The following is a 12067-nucleotide window of genomic DNA, read 5'->3' as shown; positions in this document are numbered from 1 at the left end:
ATTTATTTTTTTTGCTTTGCCCAAGAATCCTTGAGTGTCACAGATCGGTTAAAGATTAAATTATCTTTGGTAGAATCTTTATCAACGCAAAAATACCCTAAACGCATGAATTGGAATGAATCGCTAGGTTGAGCATTAACTAAACTAGGCTCTAAATAAGCCGAAACAGTTTTTAAAGAATTTGGATTTAAGAATGTTTTGAAGTCAATACTTACTTCAATTTCTTCTCCTTTTTCATTGACACCTTTTTTCTTGTGTCCCGTTGGATTTTGGTCGCTAAATAGGCGATCGTATAAATGCACTTGAGCAGGAACAGCGTGTTCGATAGATACCCAATGAATCACTCCAGCTTTAATTCCACTAGTATCTTGTCCTGAGCGGCTATTCTCATAATAGGTACAATGCACTTCTACAACGGCTCCATTTTCATCCGTTTTGAAATCGGTGCAATGAACAATATAAGCTCCTTTTAAACGAACATCTTTTCCAGGAGCTAAGCGACGCCATTTGCGATTGGCCTCAATTGCAAAATCTTCTTTTTCAATATAGACCTCACGAGAAAAAGGAATGGTACGACTTCCCATGCTTTCATCTTTTTGATGGTAGTCAACTTCCAAGTTTTCTGTTGTTCCTTCGGGGTAGTTGGTAATGACTACTTTGAGCGGATTTAATACCCCCATAACCCTAGGAGCATGTTTGTTTAGGTCATCTCGGACACTTCCTTCTAAAGATGATAGAGCCAAATATTGGTCTCTTTTGGAAACTCCTGCTCGATCAATAAAATCTCGAATGGCAGCAGGCGTATAGCCTCTGCGACGCATCCCCGAAAGCGTAGGCATACGAGGATCATCCCAGTCTTGAACCAAGCCCAGTTCAATTAATTCTTTTAATTTACGTTTGCTGGTAACTGTATAGTCTAAATTAAGGCGTGAAAATTCAATTTGTTGAGAACGATAAATTTCTAATTTTTCTTGACACCAGTTGTATAGTGGACGGTGGTTTTCAAATTCCAAAGAGCACAACGAATGCGTAATACGTTCAATAGAATCCGATTGACCATGAGCCCAGTCGTACATTGGATAGATGCACCATTTATCCCCTGTGCGGTGATGTGGTGTTTTTAGAATACGATAAATAACAGGATCACGCATCTGACGATTGTCTGCTTGCATATCAATTTTAAGGCGCAGCACACAAGTGCCTTCTTCGTAGGCACCATTTTTCATTTTATCAAACTCAGCTAGATTTTCTTCTACCGTACTATTTCTATATTTGCTTTCTTGACCTTTTTTCTTTTCGTCATCCATTACTTTAGGAGTAGAAAAATCAACATAAGCCAATCCATCCTTGATGAGTTTCAAGGCATACTCGTATAAAGTATCGAAGTAGTCGGAAGTAAATAAGAGTTTTTCCCATTCAAATCCCAACCATTTGATGTCCTCTTGGATAGAATTTACAAAACGAGTTTCTTCTGTTAGTGGATTGGTATCGTCAAAACGTAAATTAGTCTTACCTCCATATTTTTGTGCAATTCCAAAATTAATGCAGATAGCTTTGGCATGTCCAATGTGTAAATATCCATTGGGTTCAGGAGGGAAACGGGTTAATACTCGGTTGTCAAATTTTCCAGTTTCGTTGTGTTCTTCTATGATTCGCTCAATGAAATTCAAAGATTCTGTCTTTGGCGCATCGTTATTTTTATGACTCATTTTACGCAGTCTATTATTTTTAATAATCGGCTTATTTTTCAAAGCCCTAAAGTTAGAACTTTTTTATTAGAGTTGTATATGAAAAGTCCAATTCTTAAATTGGGAAATTGCCTTCTATATAGTGTTTGACTAAGAAGGCATGAGACAAAGGTTTATTTGGGTCGTTAATATCTCCATTGGTTTCGTAGTCTAATAGCACAATGGTGTCATGTTGTTGAGCTAATTGCTTAAGTTGTTCAACTTCTTTTTGAAGTTTATTTTTCAATACCCAAAGATACATTGGAGCATAAATTTGTTTTCGAGCCTCGATATAAGAAAGCAACTCTGTCGAATCAAGTCCCTTTTGATGCCCCAGTACCTGTCCAAATTTTCTTATCGTGCGTTTTAGCCCTTTTAGCGTTCTATTTTCAAATTTTTTAGCATCTATTCCTGTTGTTTCAAAAACCTTTAAACCTTGCCAAATCCCTTCTACTGAAGCACCTGTTTTGTCTCCCGAAAAAGGAATAGGAATTTCTTCCAATGGATAAAAAGGACTGAATTTAATCCATGGCTCATCTGCCTTCGATGTTAAGTCTAGAATAATTGCATTAGGAAAATTTTTCTCCAATGTTCTAGTAGCATTTCGACGGCTTTTGACAATGATATTCATGCGATAGCGTTTTTATTGAAAGATGAATTAATGAAATGAAAAACAGGGAGATTTAGTTCCTTCCTAGTTCGTTTTTTTATGAAAATATTATTTTTAGAAGTTTATAGATTGAATTTTATTGTTTATTGAAGGTTATGTGGTTGATAAATAGTTGTTTGTGTTAGTTTGGGTAGAGGTGAATATATGAATATGTATAAAAAGAAGACTTTTGATAATCAATAGATAAGCTTACATTGAATGCTGTTCTTTTTTGTGGGGATAGCGTCGAAATATAATTTTTATAAAAAATAAACCAATAGAGATGAGTTTCTTTGACAAAATAAAATCGAAGTTGAAATCAATGCTTGAAGACAAATTAAATGAAATGGTTCCAGGGGCTTCGATGGAAGAATATAACAACACTAAGACAAATACAGACCAAGTAGCAGCCTACCCAAATGATTATGTAGACGATGGAGAGGAATACCATGTGATTCCAGAAGAGTATAAATTTACTTATTCTTCTGTAAAGGGGGACTTTCGGTTGCATCGTTTAAACAATGGATTTTGTGCCTCGTGGAAAACGTTTATAGTTGCCAGAGATTGGGATGGGAACCAATTGTATCGGATCAACGGATATGGAAGGTCTGTGGCTTTGAGTCCTGACAAAACCAAACTAGCAGCGAGTTCTAAAAATAAGTCGATTGCCATTTTTGATGCGGCAACTGGTGAGATGATTGGTGAGCCCGTATATGGCGATGCTTATTTATCAGATTTGTTATGGACAAACAATGGTCATATCCTTGCCAATAATTCTGATAAAATTTTTGTTATGAACGAACAAGGAGAATTAGAATATTCTTTTGGCAAACCAGAAGGAGGAGATTTTGATTTTATAGATGGATTGTGTTTGTCTCGTTATGATAATGAACATGTTATTATTGCAGAGAGTAACAGCAAGCGATTGAGTAAGTTGAACTTTAAAACGAAAGAAATTATACATGAAGTTGTGCATCGATTTCAAATGTCAGAAGTCTTTTCAAATCCCAAAAACAATGAGTATTGGATTGTAAAAGATACCAATGGAAAAATTAAAATTCATCGATTTGATGCGCATTTGGAACATGATTATACCGTCGATTTTCAAGGGAAGCGAGGGGTGCGTTTTGTAGGACAGGCGGAACATTCTTGTACCGCATGGACGCCTTTGCCTGCATTGAGTCCTGATGGTACTCAATTTCTGGTCAATGATCAGTCGGGATTATTATATCTTATGAGTGCTCGACGAGACAGCAAATGCCATCGAATTTTTAACCGAGACTTAGTAGATTATGCCTATGCTATGATTTGGGAAGATGATGATAATTTTGTGGCTATATTGGATAATTATAGAGTAATCAAAGTTAATACACGAGGCACAGAACCTCTATTTACACAATCGGATCAATAAAATAAACGATTGGCAAATTATAACAAAACAGAAGCATTGATATTCTGTAAAACTCTTTAGGCACATTCTATTTGTGCCTATTTTTTTGTACCTTTGCAGCGTTTTAAGGAATTATTTGACCTACTGAAGGGTTGATAGTTCCAATAATCATTCAAAAAATGTGAACCCAAAACTACTTGCATTGATAGAATAGTTTTTTGTCTACTTGTGTTCTCGAATCTTTAAGTGTAGCCAAGAACAATATGATCAGCTTGTTGTTGCTTAAGTAAGCATTCAGAGAAAATACTAAAGTACCAAAAAGTAACAGTGTGGCTAAACTGTATTTCTTTTTGTTCTTTGATTAGGACTAAAAGTAAACTCAGTTTTTAGTATTATTTTTTGAACAGATTATTGATTCATTCATAACCAATAAAATAGATTTAACATGCGTGTTCGTTTTGCGCCAAGTCCAACAGGCGCCTTGCATATAGGCGGAGTCCGTACAGCGTTGTACAATTACTTATTAGCTAAAAAACATGGAGGAACTTTTGTCTTAAGAATAGAAGATACCGACCAAACTCGTTATGTAGAAGGAGCAGAGCAGTATATTATAGATGCCTTAGAATGGTTAGGCTTAGAGTTTGATGAAAGCCCTGCCAAAGGAGGTCCTTATGGTCCTTATCGTCAGTCGGAACGCAAAGAAACTGGTATTTACAAAAAATTTGCAGAGCAACTGATTGCAAACGGGTATGGTTATTATGCTTATGATACGGAGGAAGAGTTAAAAGCAGCTAGAGAAGCAGCAGAAGCGCAAGGAACCAAATTCAAATATGATGCTGTTACACGTATGCAAATGAAAAACTCTTTGACTTTGTCAAAAGAGGAGTGTGCTTCTTTGGTCAAAGGGGGAGCGCCAGAAGTTGTTCGAGTAATGATCCCTGGAGAAGGTAATGTGACCTTTGAGGATATGGTTCGTGGTGTCGTGACATTTAATTGTGCTGAAATGGACGACAAAGTCATGTTAAAAAATGACGGGATGCCAACGTATCATCTAGCCAATATTGTCGATGATTATCACATGAAAATTACGCATGTTATTCGAGGAGAAGAGTGGTTGCCATCAACGCCTCTGCATGTGTTGTTGTATCAGTTTCTGGGGTGGGGAGATGCGATGCCTACTTTTGCACATTTGCCTCTAATTCTAAAACCAGAACCAACTGCTTATTTGAATAAGAAAACCATACAGTCGTTTACCGAGCGTTTTACAGAAGATTTTGTACTCAAACATGAAGCCTATGCTCCTAAAAAAGAGCAAGTGGCTAAAATTATCCAGCCACTGTTGCAAGATTTTAAAAATGTATCTGAGCGCATTCGAATCAACGAGAAGAAAGATTCTAATTTGCAGAAGGAAGTAAAGACTTTCTTGCGTAGTAGTATGTATGGTAAATTAAGTAAGCGAGATGGGGACCGTTTAGGAATGCCTGTATTTCCTTTAGATTGGATTGGTCAAACTCAAGCGGATAGCTTTAGAGGGTTTAAAGAATGGGGCTTTTTGTCAGAAGCTGTTTTGAATATTTTAGCGTTGTTGGGTTGGAATGATGGAACAGAACAAGAAATCTATTCTAAAAAAGAAATGATTGATGGGTTTAGTATGGATCGAGTTTCTTCTTCGGGAGCACGATTTAATTTTGAAAAAGCCAATTGGTTCAACAAACAGTATTTGGCACAAATGGAGAACGCCGATTTGGTAAATTTGGTGCGTGTTGATTTGGAGTCAAAAGGTGTTCAAATGCCTGAAGAGAAATTGAATGCTGTAGCAGGATTGCTGAAAATGCGAATCAATTATGTAACAGATTTTTACATACAAGGGCATTATTTCTTTCATGACTTAGATTTGGAGGCGGTTGTTGCCAAACATCAAAAGAACTTTCAAAAGAAAGTACTGAACAAGTGGAATGAAGATTTGGAAGCATTGTTGAAAAAATTAATGGGTGCGTTGGCAACGTTAAGTCCATTTGATGCGTCTAACTTAGAGAAAACAATAGAACCTTTAATTGAAGAGAAAAAAGGAGAGGTACTGCCTATTTTTAGATTGGGCTTGTCAGGAGAAATGGGGGGACCTAGTGTTTATGAAATAATGGCAATTTTGGGGCAAGAAGAGACCTTAAACCGTTTGTCTAGTTTTATAACGTTTATCAAAGAGAAGCTTTAAAGCGTACAAAAAAAATCGTTGTAGGGAGTTTGTATGAAGTTGTTTAAAAAATAAGATGCTTTTTAAACAACTTCTACACCTATTAAAAAAAACAACTTTTGCCATGAATGGTTAAAATAAAGGTGTTGTTGGGTATAGAAAAAAATAACAAGCACTCAACATAAAATTAACAAATTCTTTAACTACTAGGGCTATTGTAACTATTTGGTCTCTTTTTGTCAGGAAGGGTACATTTTATGGATAATAATAATTGGTAAGAAAATTGCATGCATAATAGGCAGTTAACCATAGAGAACTGTCGTTTTTGTGTTCGGTTAACTATTTGAAGGAGAATGGTTTTACTTCTTTTTGTTTTATTTGCAACAATATGCTGTAAAGTTAATATGACCACAAATGAACTGTCGGGTAATGAAAAAATAATGAAATTAATTTCTAATTTTTGAAACTTTGCGGTATAATTGTCCGTTTCTTGTGCATTACTAGAGTAGAACAAGTGAAACGTTTTGTTTTATTGTTTTTTACAAATATTGTTGACTTATTTATAATTCTAGAGAAGTAAGTCTATCCTTTTTTAATCACAAACCTCTCAAAAGTAGCACCGCTCTATTGGTAGAGTTTAATTAGTGAGGTTGTAATGAAACATATAAATTATCACCCAAATAAATTATTTATAGAACTTAAAATAGACATCTATGAGTGAAGAGAATAAAAAGAGAACTAGATATAGTGATGAAGATTTAGCGGAGTTTGAAATCATGATTAATGAAAAATTAGCAGATGCTAGACAACAGCTAGATGATTTGAAGGACCAATTACAAGAATTGAACAATAGTGGAGATGAAAATCGTGCAGGAACATTCGATGATGGCGCTTCTAATTGGCAAAGAGAGCATTTGAGCAAGTTGGCAGCTCGTCAACAAAAGTTTATTCGAAATCTAGAGTATGCTTTGATTCGCATCAAAAATAAGACATATGGTATCTGTTCTGCAACAGGGGTGTTAATTAGCAAAGAACGATTGATGTTGGTTCCTCACGCCACCAAAACAGTCGAAGGCAAACATTCTACACAAGGCAAAGCGAAACATCAAGAAAAACCAAAGTTCTTCAAGGAATAATTTTTTGCTAAGATTCCTAACTAAAAAAAATATAAAATAAAAGAGGTTGTTTCGAACTAAATGAAACAGCCTCTTGTTGTTATGAGACAAGTGTATGCTCAGAAGTAATTTGGTTTTATGGGCAATCAAAAAAAAACTTTGAAAAAAAATGATTTTTTTTTGCCAAAAGTTTGCAGATTTAAAAACTGTGCGTATATTTGCAACCGCTTAGCGAGATAAGCAATACAAAATAAACTTGGTTTTTTCGCTGATTAGCACCGGCTTCATAGCTCAATTGGATAGAGCATCTGACTACGGATCAGAAGGTTGGGGGTTCGACTCCCTCTGAAGTCACTAAAATAGGAGATAATAATAAAACAATCAGTCCCGTCCAATCTTAGTGTCGGGACGTTTTAAATTAGAAGAAAGTCATGTCTAAAATATGCCAATTAACCGGAACGAAACCTCTAGTAGGTAACAATGTTTCTCACTCAAAGCGTAGAACAAGAAGACGCTTCAATCCAAATCTACAAACAAAACGTATTTATGTTAGAGAGATTGATGCTTGGATTAAATTGAAATTGACTACTAGAGCGTTGCGTAATATGGAAAAAATTGGCACGTTTAAGTATCTAAAGCAACAATTAGCTGCTGGTTTTGATCCTAAAGTATGGGTAGAAGATGCAAAAAGTATAGAGGCTGCTAAAAATGCGAAACGTGGGTATAGAAGAGTAGAGCATGTTGATGCTAATGGACACAAGTCTTACTCTATCACTTACGAACCAGAAGGTTTGAATAACAAAAAAGTGAAACTTTCTTCTGTTATTAAATAAGAACAGTTCGCTTAATTTTTATTAGCAACGAACAAGTTGGCAATTCTCGAAAAGATTAAAATCATTATAAGCTATGGCTAAGAAGAGTAAAGGTAATCGAGTTCAGGTTATTTTAGAATGTACAGAACACAAATCAACTGGTATGCCAGGTACTTCTCGCTACATCACGATGAAAAATCGTAAAAACACACCTGATCGTATGGAGTTGAAAAAATTCAACCCTATCTTGAAAAAATATACTATACATAAAGAAATCAAATAATTATGGCTAAGAAAGTATCAAAAAACCAGAGAGCTGGGCAACGTGCTCAGAATGGTTCAGGAAAAGATCACGTTAAATGCGTAAAATCTGTGAAAGATCCAATTACTGGAAAGATTTCTTATAAAGAAGTAATCATTCACAAAGATCAAGTAAACGAGTTTTTTAAAGCTAAATAATCAAGCTTTCTAAAATTAATAATAATATACAACAGGCTTCTCCTTATTCTTGGGGAAGCTTTTTGTGCTTACACCCACTTTTAGAGCAGGTCTAAATTTTAGCTTCAAAAGCTTAAAATTTAAACGCACTTTCATAATAATTGAACACACTATGGGATTTTTCAATAAGCTCTTTGGCAAAAAAGAGGAAGAAAAGGAAAAACTTAAAGAAGACCTAAATCAAGGATTAGAAAAATCAAGAAAAGGTTTTTTCTCTAAAGTAGCCACTACTTTTGCTGGTCGAAATACTGTTGACGAAGAGGTCTTGGATGACTTAGAGGATATTCTAATTGCTTCGGATGTGGGAGTAGAGACAACAATCAAAATCATCAAACGTATTGAAGATCGTGTTGCACGCGACAAATATGTAACTATGAAAGAATTGAACGAAATTCTACGTGATGAAATCGTTCAGTTGTTGGCGCTTAATAATTCTAACGATTCTGTTACTTATGAAGTTCCTGAAGGTGTTAAGCCTTATGTTATTATGGTGATTGGTGTAAATGGTGTTGGAAAAACAACTTCTATCGGAAAATTAGCCAATAAATATAAGGAAGCAGGGAAGAAAGTCTTGTTAGGGGCAGGAGATACATTTCGTGCCGCAGCAGTAGATCAGCTAGAAATTTGGGCTAACCGTGTTGGTTGTGATTTTTATAGCAAAGGAATGAATGTTGATCCCGCTGCCGTTGCTTATGAAACAGTTCGCCATGCCAAAGAGAATGGACATGATGTTGTTTTTATTGATACTGCTGGTCGTTTGCACAACAAAAAAGGATTGATGCGGGAGCTTGAGAAAATTAACAAATCTATTGGCAAACAAATACCTGGGGCTCCTCATGAGGTCATGTTAGTGTTAGATGGTTCTACAGGGCAAAATGCTTACGAACAAGCAAAACATTTTGCATCTGTGACAAATGACGGAATTACGGCTTTAACGGTAACCAAATTAGATGGAACAGCAAAAGGAGGGGTTGTTATTGGAATTAGCGATCAGTTTAATATTCCAATTAAATACATTGGAGTAGGAGAGGGAATGGATCATTTGCAAGAGTTTGATAAGCGAGAGTTTGTTGATTCATTCTTCAAGAATAGTAAATAAAAACATCTAACGCTTAATTTTTAGCTGTTTAGAGACATAAATAGATCCTATACTAGCCTTTGGGTTGGTATAGGATTTTTTGTGTAAGGTGTTGGCAAAAAAATTATACTCTATTGCTATTGCTATGGCTAGGTCGCAATGAGTTTTGTCGTATAAAATTTAGCTATCTGTTTGGTCTGTTCTCTGATTTGAACTTCTTAATTCAAGAAACTAAAAGAAGCAAAGCCAAATAAAAAAACAACTGTCTTTTGAGGCAGTTGTTTGATATCGTATATATCTGGAAATATTTCTAGCTAAAGGCAGCCCAGAAACCGTCAAATTTTAAAACAGGAATTCCTTCTTTGCTCTTGTCGATGATAAATTTCAAGAACTCTACATCAGGCAGCATATTTTTGTCTTTATTTGCAAAATCCTTTTCTTTTTTCTCTTTAGAAGCATCTTTTGGGGGATCGATGATTACTACTTGTGTGGAGTTATTTTTAGCATTGTGAATCACTACTCGCTTCTCTTGAGGTCCTTTTCTTTTTACAAAGTCCTCGTTTAAAAGCATCGATTGATTATTCAAAAATAAGTATGAATAACCACTAGTGAAGCAGATAATTGGTAAACAAAGATATTTTAAAAGAAAAATTTTCATGTTTGGTAATGAATGAGTGATTTTTAGGTGGATTATTTTATCCACAAATACTAATAAGAATAAGTAGATATTATAATCTATAAATATAAAGAGAAAGTGCTTAAATTAAAAGTTTCTTCAAAATTTTAATTTAAGTTTAACTATTTTTGTAGTTGTATATGGGGTGTATTTAATACTCCACTTCATTGGCTGCTTCGATCAAAAGTTCAATATTAGCCAAGGCACGCTTATAGACTTTGGAATAAATAGGCTCTGTTTCAATTACATTTAATTGTTCTTCGAAAAATGGCAAAACAGTTTCTAGTTTTTGTTGATTGTCTAAAGTTGTTTCGAATACAATTTCTTTGAGCGCTTCTACATCTTCAGGAGAGTTGATTTCGATGATTCCAGCATCAATAGCACGTTTTAGCCTAGGTTCGTTAAGCCCCTCTATAAAAACTGTGAATTCATCTAAAGTGATAATGACCAAACTAAATGCATAAGGACTACGCAAATCATTTTGGTTTATCTTTTTCCAAAAAATTGGTTTGGATTGGCTCAAATCTTGTTTGTAGCCTAGCGGGAACAACAATTGTTCTAATTTATTTATGCCCAACTCAACGTCCATACGACTCAAAAAATTTCTATATTAGACTCAAAATATTAAACTTACCCAAAACACCTTTTAATAGATTGGTGTTTTATTACACCTTACTTAGTACGCAGGAAAAGGTGTAAAGGTTTTGTGTAAAGTTAAAATTATAACAAAAAAATGTACATTTAGTAGTAATAGTTCGTAGTTTTTAGTTTTTCGATAAAAAAAGACTTAAAATGACAATTAAAGTAGTTTTCAAGCACAACTTGTATTCAATAGTTGAGCATTTGCTAGAAAACGATTCTTTTTAACCTTTAGTTCTAAGCTCGTGAAGTTACTTTTATCCTTATTCTTTCTTGTTGCCACTTTCTCGTTGACCAATGCACAAGTTCAATTATCTACTCCATTAGAAATCTTGACTTTTATGGAAGCATCGCCTACGCAGTATGAACTAGAGCAACTGTATGGGGAAGTACCTGCGAAAGAGCGAAAAGTATTGCCGCATGGGGCGTATATTCAAGCAATAGATGGGAGAGAGCATCAATTAGAGTATAAAGATACTGAAACCGAAGAACAAATTGCTTGGCGAGAGAAGGCAAGAGATATTGTAAGTATAGAGAATCCTAATTATGAAAAAGCTCGTCGTTATTATCATAAAATATTGAAGAAAAATCCTCAACATGCACAAGTTTATACTTGGATTGGTGAGAGTTATTACGAAGAAAAAAATTACAAAAAAGCGGCAACTTGGCTAAATAAAGCAATTGAATTAAATCCTATTGATTATCTAGCTCGATGGCTTTCTGCCGAAATTTTATTAAAAAAAGGTCAAATAGATTCTGCTCTTTATACCTTGACACTAGCACATATTTACAATAGAAATCATCCTAGATTGATTAAGCGATTGGTTGAGGTATACGAACAACAGGGGCAATGGTATTACAGGAATTGGGGATTTGATCCACTCATGTACATTTACAAAGATGGAGAAACAGTTGTAGTAACTGCTGAAGGTATTTGGTTGACTTATGGAATGTATAAAGCAGTTTGGAATTATGATACAGATTACCAATATATCAAAGAACAACAAGAAGTGACCGACTATTTATTTCAACAAGAAATGGAAGCCATCATAGGAACGTATATGACTTATACCAACTTGAAGAAAGATGACAAGCGAAACTATCCTGTTATGAATGCTTTTGGTTTGTGTTTAGATCATGAGATGGTAGAAGAGTTTGTTTTGTACGAAATTCTTTTAGTAGATAAGCCTTCTTTATCACATCATATAACGCCTTTATTTATGAAAAGAGTCATTAAATATATTGCCCAAATACGCTCTGTAGATTATGTTATAGATGAAGAATAAACTGTT

General features: G+C 34.9%; 12 protein-coding genes and 1 tRNA gene. 9 read left to right on the top strand and 4 right to left on the bottom strand.

Going from position 1 to position 12067, the window contains the following annotated elements; translation table 11 throughout:
• Positions 1 to 2: 2 nt before the first annotated feature.
• Together QP953_RS24670 and QP953_RS24665 are read right to left on the bottom strand one after the other, a co-directional pair.
• Positions 3 to 1709 (bottom strand): glutamine--tRNA ligase/YqeY domain fusion protein, encoded by a 1707-nt coding sequence (locus QP953_RS24670; protein ID WP_309553259.1) that lies wholly within the window; start codon positions 1707 to 1709, stop codon positions 3 to 5.
• A gap of 94 nt (positions 1710 to 1803) precedes the next feature.
• Positions 1804 to 2358 (bottom strand): DUF6939 family protein, encoded by a 555-nt coding sequence (locus QP953_RS24665; RefSeq protein WP_309553258.1) that lies wholly within the window; start codon positions 2356 to 2358, stop codon positions 1804 to 1806.
• A 301-nt stretch (positions 2359 to 2659) separates the two neighbouring features.
• Between QP953_RS24665 and QP953_RS24660 the strand changes: the two genes are divergently transcribed.
• The 8 genes from QP953_RS24660 (at position 2660) to ftsY (ending at position 9481) form a co-directional block, all read left to right on the top strand.
• Positions 2660 to 3787, top strand: a complete 1128-nt coding sequence (locus QP953_RS24660) for a hypothetical protein (RefSeq protein WP_309553257.1) — start codon at positions 2660 to 2662, stop codon at positions 3785 to 3787.
• 424 nt (positions 3788 to 4211) lie between these two features.
• A complete protein-coding gene (gene gltX / locus QP953_RS24655; protein ID WP_309553256.1) occupies positions 4212 to 5978 on the top strand; it encodes a glutamate--tRNA ligase in 1767 nt (588 codons plus the stop codon).
• Between the two features lie 692 nt (positions 5979 to 6670).
• Positions 6671 to 7093 (top strand): molecular chaperone DnaK, encoded by a 423-nt coding sequence (locus tag QP953_RS24650; protein ID WP_052597604.1) that lies wholly within the window; start codon positions 6671 to 6673, stop codon positions 7091 to 7093.
• A gap of 259 nt (positions 7094 to 7352) precedes the next feature.
• A tRNA-Arg gene (locus tag QP953_RS24645) sits at positions 7353 to 7426 on the top strand.
• Positions 7427 to 7503: 77 nt separating this feature from the next.
• The gene (gene rpmB / locus QP953_RS24640; RefSeq protein ID WP_052597603.1) at positions 7504 to 7905 is read left to right on the top strand and encodes a 50S ribosomal protein L28; all 402 of its coding nucleotides are present in this window, start codon (positions 7504 to 7506) and stop codon (positions 7903 to 7905) included.
• Between the two features lie 73 nt (positions 7906 to 7978).
• Positions 7979 to 8167, top strand: a complete 189-nt coding sequence (rpmG, locus tag QP953_RS24635; RefSeq protein WP_052597602.1) for a 50S ribosomal protein L33 — start codon at positions 7979 to 7981, stop codon at positions 8165 to 8167.
• A 2-nt stretch (positions 8168 to 8169) separates the two neighbouring features.
• Complete coding sequence (locus QP953_RS24630) at positions 8170 to 8343, top strand: DUF4295 family protein (protein ID WP_072011001.1); 174 nt, start codon at positions 8170 to 8172, stop codon at positions 8341 to 8343.
• Between the two features lie 151 nt (positions 8344 to 8494).
• Positions 8495 to 9481, top strand: a complete 987-nt coding sequence (gene ftsY, locus QP953_RS24625; protein ID WP_052597601.1) for a signal recognition particle-docking protein FtsY — start codon at positions 8495 to 8497, stop codon at positions 9479 to 9481.
• Between the two features lie 289 nt (positions 9482 to 9770).
• Here the strand turns inward: ftsY and QP953_RS24620 are convergent, their stop codons facing one another.
• Positions 9771 to 10031, bottom strand: a complete 261-nt coding sequence (locus tag QP953_RS24620; RefSeq protein ID WP_052597600.1) for a hypothetical protein — start codon at positions 10029 to 10031, stop codon at positions 9771 to 9773.
• Positions 10032 to 10287: 256 nt separating this feature from the next.
• Positions 10288 to 10725 (bottom strand): hypothetical protein, encoded by a 438-nt coding sequence (locus QP953_RS24615; protein ID WP_052597599.1) that lies wholly within the window; start codon positions 10723 to 10725, stop codon positions 10288 to 10290.
• Between the two features lie 295 nt (positions 10726 to 11020).
• On the opposite strand from QP953_RS24615, the gene QP953_RS24610 reads away from it, so the two are divergent.
• Positions 11021 to 12061: a M48 family metallopeptidase gene (locus tag QP953_RS24610; protein ID WP_063833117.1), complete on the top strand. Its 1041-nt coding sequence runs from the start codon at positions 11021 to 11023 to the stop codon at positions 12059 to 12061.
• Positions 12062 to 12067 lie beyond the last annotated feature (6 nt).

Origin of the sequence: Aureispira sp. CCB-E (genome assembly GCF_031326345.1) — a bacterium.
Taxonomy (GTDB): domain Bacteria; phylum Bacteroidota; class Bacteroidia; order Chitinophagales; family Saprospiraceae; genus Aureispira.
This window is presented reverse-complemented; position numbering and strand designations above follow the sequence as displayed.

Bases quoted from the DNA above. Each gene is read 5' to 3' on its own strand.
- ftsY (WP_052597601.1), top strand. From the start codon at position 8,495: ATGGGATTTTTCAATAAGCTCTTTGGCAAAAAAGAGGAAGAAAAGGAA.
- QP953_RS24670 (WP_309553259.1), bottom strand. From the start codon at position 1,709: ATGAGTCATAAAAATAACGATGCGCCAAAGACAGAATCTTTGAATTTC.
- QP953_RS24630 (WP_072011001.1), top strand. From the start codon at position 8,170: ATGGCTAAGAAAGTATCAAAAAACCAGAGAGCTGGGCAACGTGCTCAG.
- QP953_RS24620 (WP_052597600.1), bottom strand. From the start codon at position 10,031: ATGCTTTTAAACGAGGACTTTGTAAAAAGAAAAGGACCTCAAGAGAAG.
- QP953_RS24650 (WP_052597604.1), top strand. From the start codon at position 6,671: ATGAGTGAAGAGAATAAAAAGAGAACTAGATATAGTGATGAAGATTTA.
- QP953_RS24615 (WP_052597599.1), bottom strand. From the start codon at position 10,725: ATGGACGTTGAGTTGGGCATAAATAAATTAGAACAATTGTTGTTCCCG.
- rpmB (WP_052597603.1), top strand. From the start codon at position 7,504: ATGTCTAAAATATGCCAATTAACCGGAACGAAACCTCTAGTAGGTAAC.
- QP953_RS24665 (WP_309553258.1), bottom strand. From the start codon at position 2,358: ATGAATATCATTGTCAAAAGCCGTCGAAATGCTACTAGAACATTGGAG.
- rpmG (WP_052597602.1), top strand. From the start codon at position 7,979: ATGGCTAAGAAGAGTAAAGGTAATCGAGTTCAGGTTATTTTAGAATGT.
- QP953_RS24660 (WP_309553257.1), top strand. From the start codon at position 2,660: ATGAGTTTCTTTGACAAAATAAAATCGAAGTTGAAATCAATGCTTGAA.
- gltX (WP_309553256.1), top strand. From the start codon at position 4,212: ATGCGTGTTCGTTTTGCGCCAAGTCCAACAGGCGCCTTGCATATAGGC.